Annotated in this window: 24 protein-coding genes; 5 read left to right on the top strand and 19 right to left on the bottom strand. The window is 37.2% G+C overall.

Annotation, left to right across the window (positions count from 1 at the left end):
- Nucleotides 1-119: 119 nt before the first annotated feature.
- The 5 genes from BFL01S_RS10885 to BFL01S_RS10865 all read right to left on the bottom strand — a co-directional run bounded on the left by BFL01S_RS10885 (nt 120) and on the right by BFL01S_RS10865 (nt 3,586).
- Complete coding sequence (locus BFL01S_RS10885) at nt 120-578, bottom strand: flavodoxin (RefSeq protein WP_061785700.1); 459 nt, start codon at nt 576-578, stop codon at nt 120-122.
- A gap of 23 nt (nt 579-601) precedes the next feature.
- Nucleotides 602-1,000: a hypothetical protein gene (locus BFL01S_RS10880; RefSeq protein WP_025910402.1), complete on the bottom strand. Its 399-nt coding sequence runs from the start codon at nt 998-1,000 to the stop codon at nt 602-604.
- Between the two features lie 188 nt (nt 1,001-1,188).
- Nucleotides 1,189-2,022: an alpha/beta fold hydrolase gene (locus tag BFL01S_RS10875; RefSeq protein WP_268873889.1), complete on the bottom strand. Its 834-nt coding sequence runs from the start codon at nt 2,020-2,022 to the stop codon at nt 1,189-1,191.
- Between the two features lie 48 nt (nt 2,023-2,070).
- The gene (locus BFL01S_RS10870; protein ID WP_061785698.1) at nt 2,071-2,442 is read right to left on the bottom strand and encodes a DnaJ family domain-containing protein; all 372 of its coding nucleotides are present in this window, start codon (nt 2,440-2,442) and stop codon (nt 2,071-2,073) included.
- Between the two features lie 220 nt (nt 2,443-2,662).
- Complete coding sequence (locus BFL01S_RS10865) at nt 2,663-3,586, bottom strand: ATP-binding response regulator (RefSeq protein ID WP_061785697.1); 924 nt, start codon at nt 3,584-3,586, stop codon at nt 2,663-2,665.
- A gap of 390 nt (nt 3,587-3,976) precedes the next feature.
- On the opposite strand from BFL01S_RS10865, the gene BFL01S_RS10860 reads away from it, so the two are divergent.
- Entirely contained in the window at nt 3,977-4,486 is a 510-nt protein-coding gene (locus tag BFL01S_RS10860) for a GNAT family protein (RefSeq protein ID WP_025910392.1), read from the top strand.
- Between the two features lie 61 nt (nt 4,487-4,547).
- Here the strand turns inward: BFL01S_RS10860 and BFL01S_RS10855 are convergent, their stop codons facing one another.
- The 13 genes from BFL01S_RS10855 to BFL01S_RS10795 form a co-directional block, all read right to left on the bottom strand.
- Nucleotides 4,548-5,291 (bottom strand): sugar phosphate isomerase/epimerase family protein, encoded by a 744-nt coding sequence (locus tag BFL01S_RS10855; protein WP_061785702.1) that lies wholly within the window; start codon nt 5,289-5,291, stop codon nt 4,548-4,550.
- A gap of 97 nt (nt 5,292-5,388) precedes the next feature.
- Entirely contained in the window at nt 5,389-6,195 is an 807-nt protein-coding gene (locus tag BFL01S_RS10850; RefSeq protein ID WP_061785701.1) for a carbohydrate ABC transporter permease, read from the bottom strand.
- A 77-nt stretch (nt 6,196-6,272) separates the two neighbouring features.
- On the bottom strand, nt 6,273-7,124 hold the full coding sequence (locus tag BFL01S_RS10845) for a carbohydrate ABC transporter permease (RefSeq protein ID WP_061785696.1): 852 nt from the start codon (nt 7,122-7,124) through the stop codon (nt 6,273-6,275).
- 112 nt (nt 7,125-7,236) lie between these two features.
- A complete protein-coding gene (locus tag BFL01S_RS10840) occupies nt 7,237-8,517 on the bottom strand; it encodes an ABC transporter substrate-binding protein (protein ID WP_025910388.1) in 1,281 nt (426 codons plus the stop codon).
- Nucleotides 8,518-9,366: 849 nt separating this feature from the next.
- Entirely contained in the window at nt 9,367-10,638 is a 1,272-nt protein-coding gene (locus tag BFL01S_RS21350) for a 3D domain-containing protein (RefSeq protein ID WP_061785695.1), read from the bottom strand.
- 436 nt (nt 10,639-11,074) lie between these two features.
- Nucleotides 11,075-11,968 carry a ribose ABC transporter substrate-binding protein RbsB gene (rbsB, locus tag BFL01S_RS10830; protein WP_242529457.1) on the bottom strand — a complete coding sequence of 298 codons (894 nt, stop codon included), beginning with the start codon at nt 11,966-11,968 and terminating at the stop codon, nt 11,075-11,077.
- 35 nt (nt 11,969-12,003) lie between these two features.
- A complete protein-coding gene (rbsC, locus tag BFL01S_RS10825; RefSeq protein ID WP_025910385.1) occupies nt 12,004-12,972 on the bottom strand; it encodes a ribose ABC transporter permease in 969 nt (322 codons plus the stop codon).
- A 1-nt stretch (nt 12,973) separates the two neighbouring features.
- A complete protein-coding gene (locus BFL01S_RS10820) occupies nt 12,974-14,455 on the bottom strand; it encodes a sugar ABC transporter ATP-binding protein (RefSeq protein ID WP_061785694.1) in 1,482 nt (493 codons plus the stop codon).
- 14 nt (nt 14,456-14,469) lie between these two features.
- A complete protein-coding gene (gene rbsD / locus BFL01S_RS10815; RefSeq protein ID WP_061785693.1) occupies nt 14,470-14,865 on the bottom strand; it encodes a D-ribose pyranase in 396 nt (131 codons plus the stop codon).
- A 2-nt stretch (nt 14,866-14,867) separates the two neighbouring features.
- Nucleotides 14,868-15,746: a ribokinase gene (rbsK, locus tag BFL01S_RS10810; RefSeq protein ID WP_025910382.1), complete on the bottom strand. Its 879-nt coding sequence runs from the start codon at nt 15,744-15,746 to the stop codon at nt 14,868-14,870.
- A 1-nt stretch (nt 15,747) separates the two neighbouring features.
- The gene (locus BFL01S_RS10805; protein ID WP_061785692.1) at nt 15,748-16,728 is read right to left on the bottom strand and encodes a LacI family DNA-binding transcriptional regulator; all 981 of its coding nucleotides are present in this window, start codon (nt 16,726-16,728) and stop codon (nt 15,748-15,750) included.
- 241 nt (nt 16,729-16,969) lie between these two features.
- Nucleotides 16,970-17,797 carry a glyoxal/methylglyoxal reductase gene (gene pgoN, locus BFL01S_RS10800; protein WP_061785691.1) on the bottom strand — a complete coding sequence of 276 codons (828 nt, stop codon included), beginning with the start codon at nt 17,795-17,797 and terminating at the stop codon, nt 16,970-16,972.
- 34 nt (nt 17,798-17,831) lie between these two features.
- Nucleotides 17,832-18,581 (bottom strand): IclR family transcriptional regulator, encoded by a 750-nt coding sequence (locus tag BFL01S_RS10795; RefSeq protein ID WP_061785690.1) that lies wholly within the window; start codon nt 18,579-18,581, stop codon nt 17,832-17,834.
- Between the two features lie 265 nt (nt 18,582-18,846).
- On the opposite strand from BFL01S_RS10795, the gene BFL01S_RS10790 reads away from it, so the two are divergent.
- The gene (locus tag BFL01S_RS10790; RefSeq protein WP_025910378.1) at nt 18,847-19,182 is read left to right on the top strand and encodes a PadR family transcriptional regulator; all 336 of its coding nucleotides are present in this window, start codon (nt 18,847-18,849) and stop codon (nt 19,180-19,182) included.
- A 2-nt stretch (nt 19,183-19,184) separates the two neighbouring features.
- Entirely contained in the window at nt 19,185-19,949 is a 765-nt protein-coding gene (locus BFL01S_RS10785; RefSeq protein WP_025910377.1) for a hypothetical protein, read from the top strand.
- 8 nt (nt 19,950-19,957) lie between these two features.
- Here BFL01S_RS10785 and BFL01S_RS10780 read toward each other — a convergent pair whose 3' ends face one another.
- Complete coding sequence (locus BFL01S_RS10780) at nt 19,958-20,269, bottom strand: hypothetical protein (protein ID WP_061785689.1); 312 nt, start codon at nt 20,267-20,269, stop codon at nt 19,958-19,960.
- A 418-nt stretch (nt 20,270-20,687) separates the two neighbouring features.
- Between BFL01S_RS10780 and BFL01S_RS10775 the strand changes: the two genes are divergently transcribed.
- Together BFL01S_RS10775 and BFL01S_RS10770 are read left to right on the top strand one after the other, a co-directional pair.
- Nucleotides 20,688-21,020: a DUF485 domain-containing protein gene (locus BFL01S_RS10775; protein ID WP_035320939.1), complete on the top strand. Its 333-nt coding sequence runs from the start codon at nt 20,688-20,690 to the stop codon at nt 21,018-21,020.
- Between the two features lie 17 nt (nt 21,021-21,037).
- Nucleotides 21,038-22,588, top strand: a complete 1,551-nt coding sequence (locus BFL01S_RS10770) for a solute symporter family protein (RefSeq protein WP_025910374.1) — start codon at nt 21,038-21,040, stop codon at nt 22,586-22,588.
- Nucleotides 22,589-22,611: the final 23 nt, after the last annotated feature.

The following is a 22,611-nucleotide window of genomic DNA, read 5'->3' as shown; positions in this document are numbered from 1 at the left end:
CTACGCTCCATTCCACCTTGTTTTCACAATCAACAAAAAACCTAAATGATTAAAAGCGATGAACTCTCAATCGTTTAGGTTTATCATTGACTGAATTACTTATGCTCCAGCCTCTTTTGTTAATAAGTGCTAATATTTAGTTCATTTAAAAAGGTAACAGCAAATGCTTCACATGCTCGAATATCTTCTTCCGTCTCAGGAGCCATTTCAACTTTTAAACCGGCTTGAACAATATCCGCTCCACACTTTTTCAATCTTTCTTCAAGTAGGTCTACCGCCGCACAGAACTCTGGATAAACGCGATCCCCTGAACCAAAAGCAGCTGCCTTTTTACCAGTTAGATTCATTTCATCTAAATCGTCATAAAAATCTTCTGCTTCATAAGGTAAATCTCCGTTACCCCACGTATAAGCTCCAAGTAGAATACCATCGTACGCTGATAGGTTTTGTACATCTAATAATTCAAGCTCTTCCATATGTACCTCATGTCCTGCACTCTGAACTTTATTTTTCAGAAGAACTGCTATCTCTTCTGTGTTACCCGACATACTTGCATATCCAATTAGAATTTTCGCCATTTCTTTACTCCTCTTACTTACATTTAAACAATTTGTGCATAAATTGCATCCACTTTATCTCTTATCTTTTGTAAGTTAAATCGCTTGCTAACCATCGAATGGAATAATTCTCGGTTTTGTGTATCAAGTGCTTCGTTAATCTTAAAGTTCAAATGATTCATTTGAAGATCTACATCTAATATTGAACAGATGACTCCGCTCAGATATAAATCTTGAAGCTCTTCAGTACTTATGAAACATTGAAACTCTCGATTGACATCCATCAACGAATGCCAGCCTAACGAATCAATATATTTCCGTTCATCTGTAAGCGTCCATACATCTCCTTGGTGGAAGGTAATGACATGTTGATGACTTTCTCCAGGACAACAACAGCTTACTTCATGACTAAATGCCTTTATTACCACTAAATGTTTATCCATTGATTTTTCTCCTTTTCTATTTATACATTTCAACTGAGTCTCTTTAAGTTTGTCTTATGTTCAAAAAGCTTATTATTTTCAATCAGTAATTGATAATTATTATCAGTTTATATGATAACGATTATCAATGTCAACTATGCTTTTTCAGATAAACAAAAAAACATGCATATGTCGTCATATACATGCTTTTAATCTCTCTTTAAAAATTGATAAACGGCTTCATCGACTTCTTTGCTCTCATGTAAATTTGAGTGCGACTCATGGAATGTCTGAAAATGAATATGTTCGGTAAATGAGTCAAGTCCATATGCACTTTCAATCGTTACAACGCCATCCGTACCATCGCCAATATCTCCAGCTCCGGAAAATATATCAATATGTTGTGCAAAATCTTCTTTCCTAGCATGCATGTCTCTTAATGCAGCGGAATGAAAAACTAAATCACGAGCTCCTTCAGACGCCTGGTAATTCTTTGCACGTGGATACATTTCCATTAGTTCACCATAGTCTAAGCCTTTTAATGGGGAACCAAGTGTTACAAGCTTATGAACATCTTTAGGTCTTTCTAAGCTAACGGCTGTAGCGGTTAAACCACCCATACTATGACCTAATAAATCAACAGAGGAAATATGATACATTTTCTTTAGGTCATCGATAATACGCCCAACCCATTTCGTCTGCTCTTCAAGACTTGCATCTGCCTTTTTAAAGACAACGTGTATCATAGGTAACTGTCCCGCTAACTTTCCTTTTTGTTTCCACTGTACTGTTCCATCACTTCTCACGATACAATATGCTGATTTTTGTCCCCAGTTGTTTTCTTCAAATCGTTTTATCATCGTTCCTAAGCTATTTTGACTTCCTAAATATCCATGTATAAACAAAACAGGTATTTCTCCCGACGAACTTGCCCGCTTTGTTTGGGACGAGAAGATATACCAGCAAAAAGCTACTAATAATATAATGCTAAGAAGCAAAATGAATATTCTCAAGCTGCTAGCCTCCGATCGTGCCTTTACCATATTATTTCTCTAAAAGATTGTATCCCTATATTAGCTGTCTCTCGTTTGTTAGTCAAAAAATTTCGCATGAATCTTTTGTTGATATTGACGATAAGAAGGAGAAGACATCATGCCTTTTTGCTTCATGATTTGCTGTAGCATTACTTTTTTTTCTGTTAGCTTTTGTTCTACTTCAGCTTTTTCATCACCGCTACAAACAGCTGCCAGCTGTTCAAGCGTAAGGACTTCCTTTTTCAGTTGCTTCTCATCTGAAACCATACCAGCATTTTTCATCATCCGATATGCTTGACGCAGCTCTTCTGGAATATGACTCAAGTCTTCTAGCTGCAGCGGCTTTCCTGCTCCTGGTAAACCATTAAAATCACCATCGTTAATCGCTTGTTTGATTTTTTCTTCTGCGATAATATGAGCAATATCCATATAAGTCCCCCTTTTATATACTATCGGCCAGTTATGACTAATTTATAAAAAAAAGCCTCCTTATATCAAATAAGGAGGTGAAAAAGTTGTTCAAAGGTCATCATTGTTATGCCTATAGTTTAATAAAACCACATTATGATAACGTTTTCAAGTTTTTTTAAAAGAAAGAATGGCTTTCACCACTCTTTTTTCACATCTTTCTCTAGCATTTTATTTTATGCTATTCTGTGTCTGATCGTGGAACTAAAATTTCCCCGTTCCCTTCATTTTTTTCTACAATCATTTGTAAAATCGTATTCGTTAATTTGCTAGTTTGATACGGTTTCACTAAATAAGCATATGCTCCAAATTCCATACCTTTATTTTTTTCATCGAGAGCTGACGAAATAAAAATTGGAATATGCTCAGTAGTTGGATCACCTTTCAGCGTCTTTAAAATATCCCACCCGTTCATCTCATGCTCGTGTAGCATAATATCTAATACAATAGCTTCTGGCGGATTATCTTGTATCGCTTCTATTGCAGCTTCGCCTCGATCAAAATGTCGAACGTAAAAACCGCTTTCTTTTAGCTCTACTTGCAACAGGCTTGCTAGACTTTTATCATCTTCAATAATGATGATGCTACGCTTACCTTCTTCTTTTTCTTGGTCGAGTTGTTCAACGGAATGAGTTGTCATTAAAGGCAAACTAATCGTGAATGTGCTCCCTTTTTTCCACTCTGAATCAACTTTAATTTCACCTTGATGCGATTTAACGATTTCTTTTACAATAGAAAGCCCTAATCCTGTTCCACCAATTTTTCTCATATCCGAATTATCAACGCGATAAAACTTTGTAAACAGCTTATTTATTGCTTCTTCTGGAATTCCAATTCCTTCATCTTTATAGCAAATTTTTATAATATCGATTAGCAGACTCTGCAGTTCTTTTGTATGCCAAGTTGACTGTGGATGTTCAGAAATATGATCCAAAAGCTCTGTTGATACTTTTCCTAAGTATTCAAGTCCAATGGTTTGAGATGTACCTGCCACCGAATGCAAGAACCGTTTTACATCTTGATACTGCACGGGTTGACTTTTTTCAAACCATTCCTGCAACTGCTTGCGTATATTCATTAGCAAAGCTACCTGATATTTTTCCATTTTAGACAACACCTTTTTTATTTTTTCATTCAGCCACATTTAAAAGTATTAACGTTAAACTATACTTTTTTACCTTTTGTTAGTTATAAAGACCTGTCAATTTCCAAACTATTACTCTAGAGAATATACCTCATTTTATAATTGCACACAACCTATTTAATCGATTAAAATAAAGGGTTATCGTTGACAATAATTGTTTCATTTGTTACGGTAATTAACGTTGTTTATTTTATAATACGAATAATATATCCTAGTCATAGATGATAAGAAGAGCACCTCAATTCTTATTTGTATGACTAATTATTTAATCTATAACTACTACGCTTTTTCCACTACTATCATTTTTCATTATTCCTAAAATATAAAATTAGACGAAAGGAGATTACATCAGTGTTAAGTGCATTTGCTCCATCAGAACCCAAAGATGCGGAAGAGTTACAGGAAACATTAGATGAATTAGAATTTCAGTTATATCGAATGCAGGATAATTTGAAAGAAATTGCTAAAAAATACGAGGTCATTGGTGTTGATCAACCTGAAGAAAATGAGTTAGTTATTGTATCGGCACAAAATGACGGAAATGAATGCAAAATTATGATTAACAATTGTCATAAAGCGTATAAAGGCGTTTGGGATTTTGCTATTCATGGCGTATATGAAGACGACCATACCATTCATATTGGCGATATTAAAGGACCTGCTAACAAAGGTTATGGTTCTATCTGCATGAACTATTTAAAAGAAGTAGCTCGTGACCAAAACGTACACACCATCAAAGGTGATATCGCAAAGCGCGATTGGGACCATGTTAATCGATTGGTTCATTTTTATGAAAAACACGACTTTCACGTTGAAATTGACTATAATAACCAATGTGGTGAGATTGAATGGACCCCTTAAATAAAAAAAACACATCTGCAACAACTCGTTAATTAAACGGCTGTCGCAGATGTGTTTTTTATTATGCATGTTGTAGATAATAACCTAAGCTTTGTTTAACGCTATCTAACGCAGGGCCTTCACATTGATCTTGCTCAATGATCCACCACTTCACATCCATATTGTCTCCTTGACTTAAAATGGCAGTTAAATTCACTCCGCCAGTTCCAAGCGGCGCAAATAACTGCTTGTCATCGGTTGTCATATCTTTTAGATGAATTAAACGAGCACGATTTTGATATTTCTTCATCCATTCAACAGGATTCCCCCCTGCTTTTGTAAGCCAATACACATCAAACTCGACGCCTACATTTGTTTCATCTAAAATCGTTTCAAGAGCTGACTTGCCATTTGGTAGCTCCTTTAATTCAAAGTCATGGTGGTGGTAATAAAGCTTAATACCTTCTTCGGCGCAGCGACGCTCTGTGTGATTTAGTACGCTGATTAATTGCTTATAGCCTTCTTCAGTTTGTCGTTCTGGAGCTAAATACGGACAAACAATCGCTGTATTACCAAGCTCTTTCTCAAACGAAATAACTTCTTCAAGGTTCTCTTCAAGCTGTTCTAATGAGATATGACTAGCAGCCACTTGTAAGCCTACTTGTTCCAAAAGCTCCCTTACTTCTTGTGCTGAATATCCTCCGTAACCCGCAAACTCAACGCCTTCGTAGCCTAATTCTGCTACTTTTTCAATCGTACCCTTAAAATCTTTTTCTAGCTCATCGCGCAGCGTATAAAGCTGCACTGCTACTGGAATCCTTGTCATATCTTTTCTCCCCTTTGTTTTTGATTTGCTTCTAGCATACATTGAAAACGCAATCATTTCTAGAAAAAAACTCCAATAACCGGAGCTTTTTTGTTTCTTATTTTACAGCACTTCCTAACATACCTGAGATAAAGTGACGCTGCAGTGCAAGGAAGAAAATAATGATTGGAATCGTCGCAATCGTAACGCCCATCATCACTTGCCCGTAGTCAATAAACGATAAGCCAATTAAGCTAGATAACGCAACAGGCAATGTTGCCATTTCATTTGATGTAGTTGCAACAAGAGGCCACATGAAGTTGTTCCACTGCGTCATAAACAGGAAGATTGCAGCTGCTGCCATCGCTGGTTTCATAGAAGGCAGAACAATTGTTAAGAAAATTCTAAACTCTCCAGCTCCATCAAGTCTCGCAGCTTCAATTAATTCCGTTGGAAAAGCCAAGAAATTTTGTCGAAGCAAGAAAATAGCAAATGGATAGCAAAGCTGCGGTGCGATTAACGCGAAATACGTATCCAATAAGTTGAAGTTAGACATCATTTGAAACAGCGGAATTAATGTTGCTTGATAAGGAATCATCATCGACAGTAAGAACGTTGTGAAAATAAGATTTCTCCCTTTGAATTCAAACTTAGATAATGCATAAGCTGCTGTCGAACAAACCATTAATGCCACAATAACATATACAATAGATACAAACATTGAGTTAAAGAATACGCGTCCTAAGTCAATGGATGCATTTAAATTTTGAAAGTTTGTCATAAACTGACCGCCAGGTGTTAGCGTTGGCGGATTGGTAAACATCTTGCCTGATTCGTTTGTAGCACCGATAAACATCCAATAAAACGGAAAGATAGAAATGACGGTGAAGATACCTAATAAAAAATATAAACCAATTTTTCGCAGCAATCCACTTTTTCTCTTTTTATTTACATTTGGCTTTGTGTTAACAGTTGTCGTCTGTACTCTCTCTACTACACTCATTATTTATCACCCGTAAATTTAAATTGGAAGAATGTTAATACACCCACTAGTAATACAACAACATATGCAACTGCTGATGCATAACCAAAATCAAAATATTCGAAGCCATTTTGATAAATGTATAAACCAAGCGTCATCGTTGAGTCAGCTGGACCACCTTTAGTTAAGTTAAAAGGCTCATCGAATAATTGTAGCGTTCCAATTGTTGATAAAATGGTTGCAAATAAGATAACTGGTTTAAGCTGTGGAACCGTCACATGGAAAAACTTTTGGAAGCGATTAGCTCCATCTAAATCCGCAGCTTCATAAACTTCGTGAGACAAGCTTTGTAATGCAGCTAAGAAAATAACCATATTGTAGCCTGTCCAGCGCCAAGTCATCGCCACGATAATTGATACTTTCGCCCAGAAAGGATCTCCTAGCCATTGTATTGGATCTATACCGATGAACCCAAGTAACGTGTTCATGATTCCTTCATCTTGAAGAATGATGGAAAATAAGATTGAATAGGCAACTAAAGACGTAACCGCTGGCAAGAAGAAGGATACGCGGAAAAGTCCTCTTAGCTTCAGTAGCTGGCTGTTTAATGCATTTGCTAACACTAATGCAAGAAGAATCATTACTGGAACTTGAATAATTAAAATGATTCCCGTATTACCAAGCGCTGTCCAGAAGATATCATCTTCAAGTAGGCGCTTATAGTTCGAAAGACCTGTAAACGAATATTCACCTGCATCCATTGTTTGAAAGCTTAACATAAACGAAGAAAAGATTGGATAAATCGTAAATAATGCAAACAAGATCAAGGCAGGTGCAATAAAGACATATGGCAATGATTTATTTGTTTTCATGATGACCTCCGTTTTACACCGCAAGCATGAGACTTTGAGTTGAATCCCCTGCTTCAAATAGCAGGGGATTCAACTCAACGCTTGCTTAACGTTCTATTTTTATAGTAAATGCTTACTTAATGCGATTTTCCAAACGCTTTTCAGCTGCTTCTAATGACTTTTTGATGTCTTTTCCATTCGTTACTTCTGATACAGCTTTTACAGCTTCGTCATTTGCAACAGAATAGTTTCCAGTAAAGTTAACTGGTTTGATGTCCTGCATTTCATCTGCGAACGTTTTCCAAATTGTTTGGTTGCTGAAGTACTCATCAGGCTGAGTGAATAACTCTGAATCATATACAGTGTTTAATGAAGGGAATAATCCACCTTCCATTGCTGCTTCTTGAACTGAATCTGTTGTTGAGAAGTACTCCATAAATTTGTAAGCTTCATCAGCTTTTTTACTGTTTGCTGTTACAACATAGTTACTACCACCTAGGTTTGAAGCACGATTTCCGCCTTTTTCAAATGATGGAAGTAAGAATACGCCCCATTTCCCTTTTAAATCTGGTGCTTGTTGCTCAATTGACCCATATAACCATGCACCTGATGGAGAAGATGCTACTTTTCCTTCTGCTAATGCACTGATTGAAGCATCCCAACCAACTGTGTTACGAACAACGCCAGCATCTTTTAGCTTTTTGTTTAGTTCCATTGCTTGTTGAGACTCTTTAGATGTTAAGTTAAGTTCACCTTTGTCATCAAAGTAGAATGTACCTTGTTGTGTTAATGTCATACGGAATAATCCGTCATCATTGTTTAAATCAAGACCAAGTAAGTCAACGCCTACTTTTTCTTTAATCTTTTTACCAGCAGCAATGTAGTCATCCCACGTTTCGATTGTAGCTGGGTCTACACCTGCTTGTTCAAAGAAATCTGTTCGATAGAAGACACCTGTTGGGCCAGCATCAAACGGGAAGCCATACATTTCACCGTCTTTAGAAAGAAGCTGCTTTTTAAATTCTGGGAATTTATCAGCGTGCTCATCAAAGCCTTTTTCTGATAGATTTAAGAATGCTTTTGGAAATGAATTAACGTACCCTTGGAAGCGATCATCTTCCACTAACACGATATCTGGAAGGCCTTTACCCCCTGCTTGTAAACCTGTTGTTAGTTTTGAGTAAACGTCTTCACGTCCCATATCTACAACTTTCAATTTAAAGTCTGGGTTTTCTTTTTGATATTCTTCAGCTGCTTTTTCTAAAACAGGAACGTTAATATTCCATGCCCAAGCAACTACCTCTTTTCCATTGCTTCCGCTCCCACTTGCTTCGTCTGCTGATTTCCCTCCACATCCTGCTAAGATCAGCGTGAAAATAAGTGTACAGCTGATAAGACCAAACCAACGCTTCATCGTAATCCCCCTCTGAATAAACTCATTTTCTTTTTCTTACAAAATTTGAGTTTGATGTAAACGTTACATAATTCTTTTTTGCCTTTTTGAAAGCTTTATGTAAGCGGATACAATTAACTTAGTTAAATTATATGAAGGATTGGCCATTTACTCAATGGTAAAAATAAAAGGCAAAAATGATACATTTTTGCCTTTTGATTAAATTTGTATAGGAAGACGACCTTCACTAAAAGAAGAGAAACGTTTGTTAGTGACGGAAGGAGCTTAGAGTAAGTTAACCATTCGTTAACTAAAATCCCTTCGTTAAAGTAATTAGAAAATTCAATTACTTATTAAAAATGTAGGTATTTAGCATTCTCCCCTTTATAAAATTGTAAACGATTGTATTTTGCACTATAAGAATATACCCAGCTAGCTTATTAAGAGGGAAAACAGATTTTTTTGCTATTGCAAAGAGACTTTTTTGCTTAATTTATCTTTTAACAGCAATAATTTATTTGAAGGTAATAAAGACTCTCGCTACTTGGCATACTTTTAATGAACACATTTCTTGCTTCTTATGATTTTAAAATCACTCTTTACTTGGCGTAATTCCCCTTACAAATTGCCACCTTTCCGCAGGGCGAGCGCTGAGCCTCCTCGTAAACTGCGGGGTCTCGCCTGTCTCGCTAATCCTGCTGAAGTGTCGTATCTTTCATTTCAATCACGAGGCTTTTTTATCAGGAAGCTTTTGATGAGGACTGTTCTTTCCCCTAATAATTTAAAGCCTCTAGTAACTTATATATCTAACAGTTTGTTTCTTTTAAAATGGGGTAATAAAAAAGCATGGGAAGAGTCCCATGCTTTTTGTTAGTTCAGTACCGTTACTTTTACTGTGCGGCGTCCCCATGACATCGCTGCAGATTTGCTTGGTACGAATACGTCAATTTTATAACCTTTGATTGCGCCACCTGTATCACCAGCAACCGCAACTCCGTATCCTTCTACATACACTTTAGAACCTAAAGGAATGACTGATGGATCAACTGCGATTACTTTTAAGTGAGGGTTAGCTTTTAAATCAATACCTGTTGCTGTTTTACCGCTACAACCTGCGCAGCTTGCCGTGTATGCTGTTGATTGAACATACATTTCTTTTCCGCTTACTTTATCCGGTTTAGATTCAGAAGCTGGCTTTGATGCTGGTTTTGATACTGGTTTTGATTCTGTTTTAGAAACTGGCTTTGTGCTTTCAACTTTCTTTTCTTGCTTCACTTCAGCTTTAGCCGTTGCTAGGTCTGTTTGGCGCTGATTTTCTTCTTTTTCAGCTTGAGCTGCTACTTCTTTTTCTTTAGCTACTTTTTCAGCTTGCTCTTTAGCAGCTTTTTGCTCTGCAGAAATTTTATCTTGAATTGTTGCTAATTGTGACTGTAGGCTTGCTTTTTCAGATGAAGCTGTTTCAATATCACTTACAACTGCGCTGTACTTTTCTTGCATCTTTGTTAGAGCAGCTGTTTGTTTTGAGATATTTGATTCTAATTCAGCTTTTTTTGCTTTTAAATTAGCTTCTTCTTCTTCTAGTACTTTTTCTTGCTTATCAATTTCTTTTTTATCTTTTTCAATTTGATCTAAGTCTTGTTGGTGCTGCTTTAAAATATCATTGTCTGCTGATAGAAGCGTTGTTGCTGCACCCATACGTGCAACTAAGTCACCAAAGCTTTCAGCATTCATTACCATTTCAAGCATAGCATTTGATTTATCATCATGTTGCAATGCAACTAAGCGCTCTTCAATAATGTCTTTACGACTAAGAACTTTTTCTTGAAGCTCTACAATCTCTTCTTTCTTTTTTTCGATCATGCTTTTCGCTTCTTTAATTTTCTTTTCAGTTGAAGCTAATTCTTTCTCATTATCAGAAATAACTTTATGTAAAGAATCTAGTTCACTTTGTAATGCTTTTACGTCCGTATCGATTGACTGTTTCTCTTTTTCTTTTTGTTGAACAGCCTTTTCGCTTTCTTTAAGCTGTTGTTCAGTACTTTGGAGCGCTTCTTCATTCGATTGGGCGTGAGTCTCTGTTATGCCTGCCGTGAAGAACATTCCCGTGACTGCTACAAGAGTCATACGCTTTAAAATTTTCATAAAGTAATAGTCCCCTTTCCTCATAGACATAGTTATACCATAAAAAAGAGGGGAGTTATGTTACAATACCGTTAAAAGTTTCCCATTTTCTGTATATAAGTATAACTTTTTATTCATACATTTACGTGAACCCCTGCTGTATAAAGGTTTTTTTAACTTCTCATCTTTTAAATGACTGTAAAAAAATGTCCAATATACAATGAAGAATTTTGTCAAAAAGTCGTTATGTTACAGAATTATTACATTGTTACAACGAAAAATAGCGAATTTGTGAACTTATTCACGTGATTTATTTCCATTTAATTACTTTAATGGTTGTTTATTTACTTTTTCTCTTGCGTTTTATAGTAAAAACATCATACATTTCTTACTTTCTCACAATAGTAAAGCCCCTTGTCTAATTTACTAGATAAGAGGCTTTATATCTTTATTTTTATTATTCTTTTGTAACAAGCTTTAATGGTGCAGAAATTTTCTCTTCAACTTTTTTACCCTGCAACACATCTTTCGCTGCGTTTACAGCAAGCTCTCCAATCAGCTCTGGCTGCTGAGCAACGGTTGCAGTTAGTGCACCTGATTCAACGGCTTTAAGAGCATCTTCATTGCCATCAAACCCGATGACCGCAATGTCTTTTCCAGAGCTAGTAATCGCTTCGATAGCGCCTAGTGCCATTTCATCGTTATGCGCAAATACCGCTTGGATATCAGGGTTTCCTTGCAGGACATTTTCCATAACGGTTAACCCTTTTGTACGATCAAAATCAGCGGATTGTTTAGCTACAACGTCTAGCTGCTCATCTGCGATATTATGGAACCCACTTCCACGTTCACGCGTTGCTGAAGCTCCAGGTACTCCTTCTAATTCCGCAACCTTTGCATTTTCTCCTAATGTTTTCACCACATATTCTGCAGCCATTTGGCCACCTTTTACGTTATCAGATGCTACCAGCGCTTCTACTTTTCCTTTTTCAGCTGAACGGTCAAGCGTCACAACCGGTACTCCAATACCGTTCGCTGACTGAACCGCTGTTGAAATAGCCGAAGAATCCGTAGGATTAATAAGCAGTGCGTTAACTCCTTGTTGTAATAAATCTTCCACGTCGTTAATTTGTTTTGCAGAGTCGTTTTGTGCATCAACGACAATTACTTCAATACCTTGTTTTTTCGCTTCTTTTACAACGCCATTCTTTAACGAAACAAAGAATGGATTATTTAAAGTAGAAACCGATAAGCCAATTTTCATATCTTTAATATCTCCACTTTGAGAAGGCTTTGCCCAAGTTGGAGGCTCTAGTGAGCAAGCTCCTAATAACAAAACGGACAAAGACATAATCAGTAATAATACTTTTTTCACGATGATCCCTCCTACGCTGCTTTTTTACGGTCAATTAGTACCGCAATCAAGATAACAATCCCTTTCACAACCATCTGGTAGAACGAAGAAACGCCGAGTAAGTTTAGGCCGTTGTTCAATGTTCCGATAATAAGTGCACCAATCAGCGTTCCGACGATGCGTCCTTTACCACCTGTTAAGCTTGTTCCACCTAAAACAACTGCTGCGATGGCATCTAGCTCATAAGAAGTACCAGCGGTTGGCTGAGCAGAATTTAAGCGTGATGTTAAAATTGCTCCGGCTAATGCAGCTAATAATCCTGCTAATGAATAAATCATAATTTTAACCCGTGGTACTTTAATTCCGGAAATAAACGCAGCTTTTTCATTACCACCAATTGCATACGTACGACGTCCAAACGGCGTTTTGTGTAAAATAACCCACAATACAATAAATGCAAGCATCATCGTGATAGCTGGTACTGGAATGCCTAAGAAATAGCCACGACCAAATAGTTGGAAATAGTAATTGTCTCCAAGTCCAGTGATGGGATTACCGTCTGTGTAAACGAGCGTTAAGCCTCTAAAGATAGTCATTGTAGCCAGTGTTGCAATAAAAGGTGCCATTTTCCCTTTTGTAATTAACAAGCCGTTCACTGCACCCATTGCAGCTCCTAATAAACACCCAATCAAAATCGCTAAAATCGGATCAACTCCTGATACAATCATGCCAGCCATTAATGCACTGGATAAAGCTAAAATTGAACCGACGGATAAATCGATTCCCCCTGTTAAAATAACAAATGTCATTCCAAATGCAATCAATGCATTAATCGCTACTTGGCGAAGTAAGTTTAAAATATTAAGCGGTTCCAAAAAGCTAGGATTTAATACAGATACAATGACTACTAAAATAAAGAGTCCAAGTAGCGGCCCTAGCTTTTGCATCATGTTAGACATATAATTCCCGTTGTTTGACTGTAAATCATTAGGCGTATTCATGTTACTGACCTCCTGTTGCATATGTCATAATTTTTTCTTGCGTTGCTTCTTCTTTTGATAATTCTCCCGCTAGCTTTCCTTCATGAATTACTAAAACACGATCGCTCATCCCTAACACTTCCGGAAGTTCTGAAGAGACCATGATAATCGCCACTCCGCGCTCTGTGAGCTCGTTCATAAGCTGATAAATTTCACGCTTAGCTCCAACGTCTACTCCTCGAGTCGGTTCGTCTAAAATTAATATCTTCGGTCCAATACCAATCCATTTCGCAATAACTACTTTTTGTTGATTTCCTCCCGATAAGCTGCCCGCACTAATTTCAGCTGATTGCGTTTTAATCGTTAAACGCTTAATAAGAAGCTCGACAAACTCTCGCTCACTTTTTTCAGCAATCATCCCTTTTGTTGAAAAGCTTTTTAAGTTTGGAAGCGCAATGTTTTCTCGAATTGAAAAATCCAATACAAGCCCTTCATCTTTTCGATCTTCTGTGATAAAGCCGATTCCGTACTTTACTGCTTCATCTGGCGTTTTAATTTTGACAGGTTTGTTGTTTACCCAAATTTCTCCTGAATCGATAGCATCCAGACCGAAAATGGCACGCATGATTTCAGTACGTCCAGCACCCATAAGGCCAGCTACCCCAACAACTTCTCCCGATTTCACAGAAAACGAAATGTCATGAAAAGCATGTTTTCTTGTTAAACTTTTTAGCTCCAATACCGTTTCTCCAATTTTCGTTTGCCTGCTTGGGAATCGATCCGTTAATGAACGTCCTACCATCTTACGTACAACGTCGTCAAAGCTTGTTTCAAGAATTGGTGTTGTATCCACTGTTTTCCCATCACGCATAACGGTAATACGGTCACAAATGGTGAAAATCTCTTCCATCCGATGCGAGATGTAAACAATGGATACACCTTGTGCTCTTAATCCATTTATCACTTCAAAAAGCTTTTCAATTTCACGGTCTGTTAACGCTGCTGTCGGTTCATCCATAATGATTACTTTCGCATTCGTCATTAACGCTTTGGCAATTTCAATCATTTGCTGTTCACCAACAGAGCATAAGCTTGCTTCTTGCTCAAGTGGAATGGTCACAGCTAAGCGATCAAACTGCTTTTTAGCCTGCTCTTTCATTTCTTTTGTTTTCAAAATTCCAAGCGGTGAGTAAAGCTCTTTTCCAATAAATAAATTTTCAAGAACCGTCATATGAGGCCACACGTTCAGCTCTTGATGAATAAAGGTAACTCCTTCTTGTTCGGCTTCTTTTGGATTTGAAAAATAGCGCTCTTGGCCATCAATTTCAATTCTGCCTTCATCTCGTTTATGGAGGCCGGTTAAGATATTCATCAACGTTGATTTACCCGCACCGTTCTCTCCCATTAATGCGTGAACTTCTCCGGGAAGCAGTTCAAAGTCAACACCTGAAAGTACTTGGTTTGCACCAAATGCTTTATAAATATTTGACATTTTAATGTGCATATTGTTCACCCCTTTTAAAAGATAACTCCTGCTTGTAAGATACAGTTTGCATAGGGCGTTACTTCTCCTGTTCGAATAACGACTTTCGCTTCTTTTGTTAACGCTTTCAGTATTTCGTGTGAAACAAACTGCTTTTCTGTATCAAAAAAGACTTCATTTATATAGCTCATTGTTTCTTTGTTATTTTCTTTAATTTCATGTGCGACAATCACTTTTTCAATAACCATGTCATCGCGTACAGCATCCACGACGTCCTCAAAACTAGGAACACCTAGTTTTAAAGACAAATCGATACGAGGTACTCCATCTGGAATTGGTAAACCTGCATCCGCAATGACAACCATGTCCGTATGACCAAGATCTGTTAACACTTTTGAAATATGGCTATTTAAGATTCCATGGCGTTTCATTTTTATAAGTTCCCTTCTACTTGTTCTCTAGTTGGCATACCGCCTTGCGCTCCAAACTTTGTTACGGATAATGAAGCTGCTCTGTTTGCAAAACGAATACTTTCATCAAAGCTTTTCTTTTCAGCTAACGCTACGGCAAAAGCAGCGTTAAATGTATCTCCTGCTCCTGTTGTATCAACAGCTTCTACCTTATATGAAGGAACAAGCACTTCTTCCTTTCCGTTAAAGTAGCGTACGCCTGCTTTACCTTCTGTAATAAATAACTTATTCGCATATTTATGGAGCACTTCTTCTTTCGCTTTTTCTTTGAATAAAACCATTGTTTCATGCTCGTTTGGCGTTAAGTACGTCACTTGCTCAATGACCTCTTCTTTTAACTGTCTTGCTGGAGCTGGATTTAATAAAAGAGGCACATTCACTTCCTTACAAAGAGAAGCTACATATTCCACCGTCTCTTCCGGAATTTCTTGCTGAATAAGTACAATATCAGATGCTTTAATGATTTCTTTTGCACTTTCTACATATTCTGGCGTAATAAAGTCGTTCGCTCCTTTTACGACAACAATGCTGTTATCGCCTTCAGCGAGAATAATATGCGCTGTGCCGCTTTCCATATGTGTAACCGGTTCCACATAATCTATATTAACACCGTTTTCCTTAAAGTTATCTAAAATGATTTTTCCATAATGATCATCACCTACTCGACCAATCATGTACACTTCTGCTCCAAGCTTTGCAGCTGCTACCGCTTGATTTGCACCTTTTCCTCCTGGAACAGTTTTAAACGACTCTCCAAGCACTGTTTCTCCAGCACTTGGACGCTTGCTAGAAGTAACTACTAAATCCATTGATGAGCTACCAATAACCGAAATTTTCACCATGTTAATCAACCTTTCTTGTTGTATTTCGTTCAATAAACGTAACGGGTAATTCAATATGCTTATTTTGAACAATTTCTTTTTTAATATATTTTAATAGAAGTTTTGCTGCTTCTTTTCCCATTTCATAAGCGGGCTGCCTAATTGTTGAAAGAGCTGGAAATAACAGTTCACTTTGAGGAATATCATCGAATCCAACAATTTGTAACTCATCTGGAATTGATTTTCCCAGCTGTAACGCTTCACGTAAAATAGCTGCTGCCACAATATCGTTGCTGGCAATTACTCCATCCGTATTAGCATGCTTTTCAAACAGTTCTTTTGCCCATTTCTTTGCTTCATGAAATGAAAACGAAGTTGTATTCATCACTTGAAAGTCAACGTTTGCTCCGCTTAACGTTTCAAGTGCACCTTGAAACCGCTCTTGAGCTGGCTTTACGTTTGGAGGACCTTTTAATAAAGTAATTTGTTTGCTTCCTCTTTTAATAATTTCTTGTGCAGCAATTCTTCCACCTTCTCTTCCATCTGCATATACAGATGGATATTGGGGTGATGTACGGTCTAAAAAGACAACTGGAAAACCCAGTCCTTCATACGTTTCATCATCAGATATCGTTCTGGCTGTAATCATGCCTACAACGTGATTTTGAGTAAACGTATGTAAATAAGCCGCTTCTTTTTTTAAATCTTCATCACTATTTCCAAATAAAAGACGAAATCCTTGACTGTGCACTTCATCTTCAATACCGCGCGCAAGCTGTGGAAAGAATGGGTTCGTAATATCTGGAAGCAACAATCCAATCAAGCGTGACTCACGCTTATACAAAGATCGCGCTACTTCGTTTGGACTATAGTTTAGTAATGTAATTGCCTGCATTACTTTTTCTCTCGTATCTTCGCGTACATACCCTGTGCTATTAAGCACGCGAGAAACCGTTGCAACAGATACACCAGCATGCTTCGCTACGTCTCGAATTGTTACCATACGAACGCCTCCCTCCTTTATATGTAACCGTTTACACTGATAATATATCACGATTTTGCTTTGTTGACAATACAAATATTTTTACCAGTTCTCTTTCTCTTTAAAAAAACACATATATAATAGAAGAAACTCGGTTAGCTTATAGAGAGTATCTCTTATGTGTTTAATATACAGGTAGACAACATGAACAACAAAAGAGCGTCGCTTAGGAAAAAGCGACGCTCTTTATCATTCTTTTTTATTAAAAATCAAAGTTATCTGGGTCTGGACCAACGCGATGGTTTTTGTTTAGTTCATTAATCTTCGCCATATCTTCCTGAGATAATTCAAAGTCAAAGATTGATGCATTTTCAACGATGCGGTGCTCTTTAATAGACTTTGGAATTGTTACGATTTCGCTTTGTAAATCCCAGCGTAAGATGACTTGTGCTGTTGATTTACCATGCTTATCTGCAATCTCTTTCAATACTGCATTATCTAATAATTCACCTTGAGCTAACGGAGACCAAGCTTCAATTTGAATATCATTCTTTTTACAGAAATCACGAAGCTCTACTTGAGTTAATAATGGATGAAGCTCCACTTGGTTAACCATTGGCTTTATCTCAGCGTCTTTCATTAAATCTTCTAAGTGATGAATTTGGAAATTTGACACGCCGATTGCTTTTACTTTGCCATCTTTATATAGCTTTTCTAGCGCTCTCCAAGTGTCTTTATATTTGCCTTCTACCGGCCAGTGAATTAAGTATAAATCTAAGTAGTCAAGACCTAGCTTGTTTAAGCTTGTTTCAAATGCTTCTAACGTTGACTCATAGCCTTGGTCTGCATTCCATACTTTTGTTGTAATGAAAAGATCTTCACGTGTTACACCAGCTTCTTTAATAGCTTGTCCTACGCCCTCTTCATTTTCATAAATTTTGGCTGTATCAATACTTTTGTACCCTGCATTAATTGCCCATTTCACAGAGTCAATTACCTGCTGTCCATCTTCTACTTTAAATACACCTAGACCAAACCATGGCATTTCAACGCCGTTTGCTAACTTTGTTGTTGATTGTAAATTGTTCATTACCATTCATCCCCTCTATAACTGTATATTTGAATCACAAATTGTGAGTCATTGTGTGAGAAATTGCATCGGCACATTTTTTAACAAGCTTAGCGTGATACTCATCTTTATCGTGAGAAACACGACCAGAAGGACCCGAAAGTGCTACAGCAGCGATGACCTGCCCATTTTTTCGTACAGGCGCTGCAATACATCTTAAACCAATTTCCCCTTCTTCATTATCAACTGCATAGCCTTGTTCACGAATTTTATGTAGCTCGCCTTCCAAATCTGTGCGAGATGTAAGCGTTTGAGAAGTAAAGATTTCAAACGTTAGTTGTTCAATGATTTGATTTTGCACTTCTGCTGACTGATAGGCAAGAATACACTTCCCAATACCATTTGCGTGAATTGCTTTTTTATTCCCTACTTCTGAATGTGTACGCGTGCTATAATATTCCCCGCTCACAACTTGAGTTGTCACCATTTTGTTACCGGAAATAACTCCCGCATAAATGGTTTCCTTTGTTTGTTGATTGAGCTGCTCCATTGGTGGAACAGAAAACCAGTTTAAATCGTAGCTGTTCCCACCCGATAGCTGTGACATGAGCACAGTCGAAACACGATAGCGGTGATCAGCCGTTCTTTCAATGAACTCGTTTTGTTCAAGCGTACTCACCAAGCGATACATCGTACTTTTATTGTATTGAAGCACATTCATCATTTCAGAAATTGTCATATTCGGCTCTTTTATCAGTAAAGAGAAGATATCTAATCCTTTTTTTAATGTACCCACTTCAGACATTTTAAGCTCCTCCTTTAGCCGAATGATAATTTCATTATAAATACCATATATATTTTTATCAAATAAAGAAGCTCATTCTTTTAAATTCCCTATAAAAGAGAATATAAAGAACTTCTACAATTGCTATTCCACGATTTTTACTAATTAAACGTGAAACCACTTGAATATTTTTACAAAAATTAGTATTATGTATCTTGTAATGCAAAATAGTAACATTTTTTAATCAACTATCTTATATTGCAAGATAGTTAAGGAGGAACGGCTTGTGTCTTCAACTCAGATGTTAAAAGGAATTTTAGAAGGCTGCTTATTAGCTATCATCTCAAAAGGCGAAACATATGGATATGAAATGATTGAAAAATTGGAAGCGCACGGTTTTCATATGGTCAGTGAAGGAAGCATCTATCCACTTCTTCTCCGTATGCAAAAAGAAAAGCTTATCACAAGCATCATGAAAGCTTCGCCTAACGGTCCAAAGCGAAAGTATTATACGTTAACACCTGAAGGACAACAAGAACTAAAGGACTTTCAAGAACGTTGGAATTCGTTATCATACAGCGTTAATCAGTTAATGAACAACAAAAGAAAGAAAGGAGAATGAATATGACGTTATCAAAAGAAAGCACGGACTTCTTACAAAATTTACGCCTTTATTTGTTTTCAAGTGGAAAAAACGAAGAGGAAACAGAAGATATTATCCTTGAGTTATCTCATCATTTATGGGATGCGGAACAAGACGGCAAAAGTGTTCACCACATTGTCGGTCAATCCCCAAAAGCATATATGGAAAGTTTATCAAGTGAAATGAAGCCTGACTTAATGGGATGGTTAAAATACTTACCAATGATTATTTTAGGAGTATTTGCTTACAGCTTGCTTGGCGATGCCATTCACGGTAATATTGCGTATTCTGCCTACACACTTATTGGCATGCCTATTTTCATTATGGTTATGCTGCTTATTTTGCTAAGTCTCTTTCGTGTTGTGGCTGCTAGACAATTGTCAGGATTAGCTTTGCTAACTTTGTTTATCCCTTACAATTTATTATCGATTGGTGGGTTTGTTGCGCTTGTGTTCCTAGAGAAAAACACAGAAACAAAGCTTTTCGTGGTTTCCGGGGGCTTGTATTCGCTAAGTGGATTGTTAAGTGCACTAGTGGCTATTACATTCTTAGTAGCCATATCGATTTGGTCTAAAACATGGGTCAGTATTTTGATTCCTATTTTTCTTTATTTACCTGAAGTTGTTGTAGACTTTTTTTCAATGTCACAGTCTGCTGCGTTAGTAGTAAGCACACTTATTTCATACGGCGCTATTGGCCTTTACATATGGCTTGTAATGAGGAAATTGAATAAAGAAGCAGCGTAAAAAGCGGCTCATTTCGAGCCGTTTTTTTCAAATCTCTCTAACTGATCTAACTTCTTTTCTGCTGCTAATATTTCACGCTGTCGTTGTCCAAGTAAATCAAAATGAGGGTAGCCTGAACGATTATCAATATATTTAGACGGAATATTATATTTCTCCCCCCATTGAATGAGCTTTTCTATATCGCCGCAACCTACTTTTGTTACCGTTGTTGCACCTGGAAACCGATCATCGATCCAATAGTGAGTTAAAAATGCAACCTCTCCTCGATTCACAGCTTCCTTCCATGCGTATAACTCTTCACGCTTTAATCCAAATGCCATCGTGTCACCTTTTTTCTGTCATCTCATTTTCTGTTATATAACATATTTTAATATTGATTATATCATATATAACAGAATTATATAAATATCTTCTAAATGAAAAAGTGTTTCTTTAATACATAAGCCTATCTTTTTATTATCTCAAAAAAAGATATTTCCGGAAAAATTGATGATTTTATGAGATATATATTCTTTTTTAACTTATTATCGTTATTTCACAATTATATATACTAGTTCTTCTCAGCTGCAACATCCATGCCTTTTACTTTTTCACGGCTAGATGAAATGTCGATATTTTTGAGTTTTTGTCATATAATCTAAATTTACTTTTTTTTCTGAAAACAATATAATGACGGTGTACAGGAACATCTATTCAATATGTTCCAAACTTAATTTAAAGGGGGTATTTTCATTGGCGATGAACGGAAGCTCGTTACAGAAAAACGAAGAACAACCTACCTCACCAGACTATACGAAAATTGTTCAATCTCCATCTTTTCAACAGCTCTTAAAAACAAAACGGAATTTCATTTTACCATTATCACTATTTTTCCTAGCTTTTTATTTTACACTACCTATTTTAACAGCTTATTCTAACGTATTAAATCAACCTGCTTTTTTATCAATGACATGGGCATGGGTATTTGCTTTTGCTCAATTTATTATGACGTGGACACTGTGTATTCTTTATACACGTCGTGCAGCTAAATTTGATGAATTAGTTGAAGTAATTAAAGCTGAAGCTCGCTAAAAAAGGAGGATCTGTTAATGAATGCTCTTGCATTTTCACTATTTCTTGTAATTGTTGGATTAACGCTCGTAATCACATACTTAGCTTCTAAACGAACCAAAACTTCCAGTGATTTCTATACGGCTGACGGAAGTTTAACAGGTCTACAAAACGGAATGGCGATTGCTGGAGACTATATGTCTGCCGCATCATTTTTAGGTATCGCAGGAATGGTAGCGCTTTCTGGATTTGATGGTTTCTTTTACAGCATTGGATTTTTAGTTGCTTACCTTGTTGTTTTGTATGTTGTGGCAGAACCACTGCGTAATCTTGGAAAATATACAATGGCTGATATGATTGCCGCACGATTTGACCAAAAGAAAGTTCGCGGAGTTGCGGCTTTAAATACCATTACGATTTCAATCTTTTATATGATTGCACAGCTTGTAGGCGCAGGCGCACTTATTCATTTATTACTAGGAATTGACTACGTCTACTCCGTGTTAATTGTTGGTGTTTTAATGACGATTTACGTTGTATTTGGCGGTATGACAGCAACAAGCTGGGTTCAAATTGCCAAAGCTATTTTATTAATGATTGGGACGTTTATTATTTCCGTGATTGTGTTTGCAAAGTTTGATTTTAGCATCGTAAAAATGTTTTCAGAGATGAAGACGGCAACACCTCTTGGCGAAGGCTTTTTAAACCCTGGAAACAAGTTTACCAACCCACTGGATATGATTTCTTTAAACTTAGCCTTAGTACTTGGTACTGCAGGATTACCTCATATTCTTATCCGTTTCTTTACGGTAAGGGACGCAATTACAGCAAGAAAATCCGTTATTTATGCAACATGGATTATTGGTGCGTTTTACATTATGACCATCTTCTTAGGATTCGGTGCTGCAGCCTTTGTTGGATACGATGAAATTGTTGCGGCAAACGCAGCTGGTAACATGGCTGCTCCGCTATTAGCCCAAGTTTTAGGCGGAGATTTCTTATTTGCTTTTGTATCAGCCGTTGCGTTTGCAACGATTTTAGCAGTTGTTGCGGGGCTCGTTTTATCAGCAGCTTCAGCTTTCGCACATGACTTCTATAGCCATATCGTTCGTCGCGGTGAAGCAACGGAAAAAGAACAGGTTGTTGCGGCACGCTGGGCGTCAATTGGTGTATCAATTGTCTCCATTATTCTTGCATTATTTGCTCAAAATATGAACGTAGCCTTTTTAGTAGCACTTGCCTTTGCAGTAGCTGCTAGTGCAAACTTACCAATCATTTTATTTACGATTTTCTGGAAACGATTTAATACAACAGGTGCCGTAACGGGTATGCTTGTAGGCTTACTAAGCTCTCTGATTCTTGTAGCAATTAGCCCGAACGTTTGGTCACCGGAAGCAGGAGCAGCCATCTTTGTTGGAGAACCTCTCATCACGCTCACTAACCCAGGCATCATTTCAATTCCGCTTGGGTTCTTAGCTGCTATTATCGGCACGCTTGTTTCAAGTGAAAAAGCGGATGCGAAGAAGTTTGATGAAGTACTAGTAAAAGCAAACACAGGCATGGGCATTCAAGGTCCTGTAAAGCATTAATAATAAACAAAGAGACTGAGACA

The sequence above is a fragment of the Priestia flexa NBRC 15715 genome, from assembly GCF_001591565.1.
In the GTDB taxonomy this organism is placed as follows: Bacteria; Bacillota; Bacilli; order Bacillales; family Bacillaceae_H; genus Priestia; species Priestia flexa.
The sequence above is the reverse complement of the archived record's forward strand: the minus strand, read 5'-3'. Positions and strand labels throughout refer to the sequence as shown.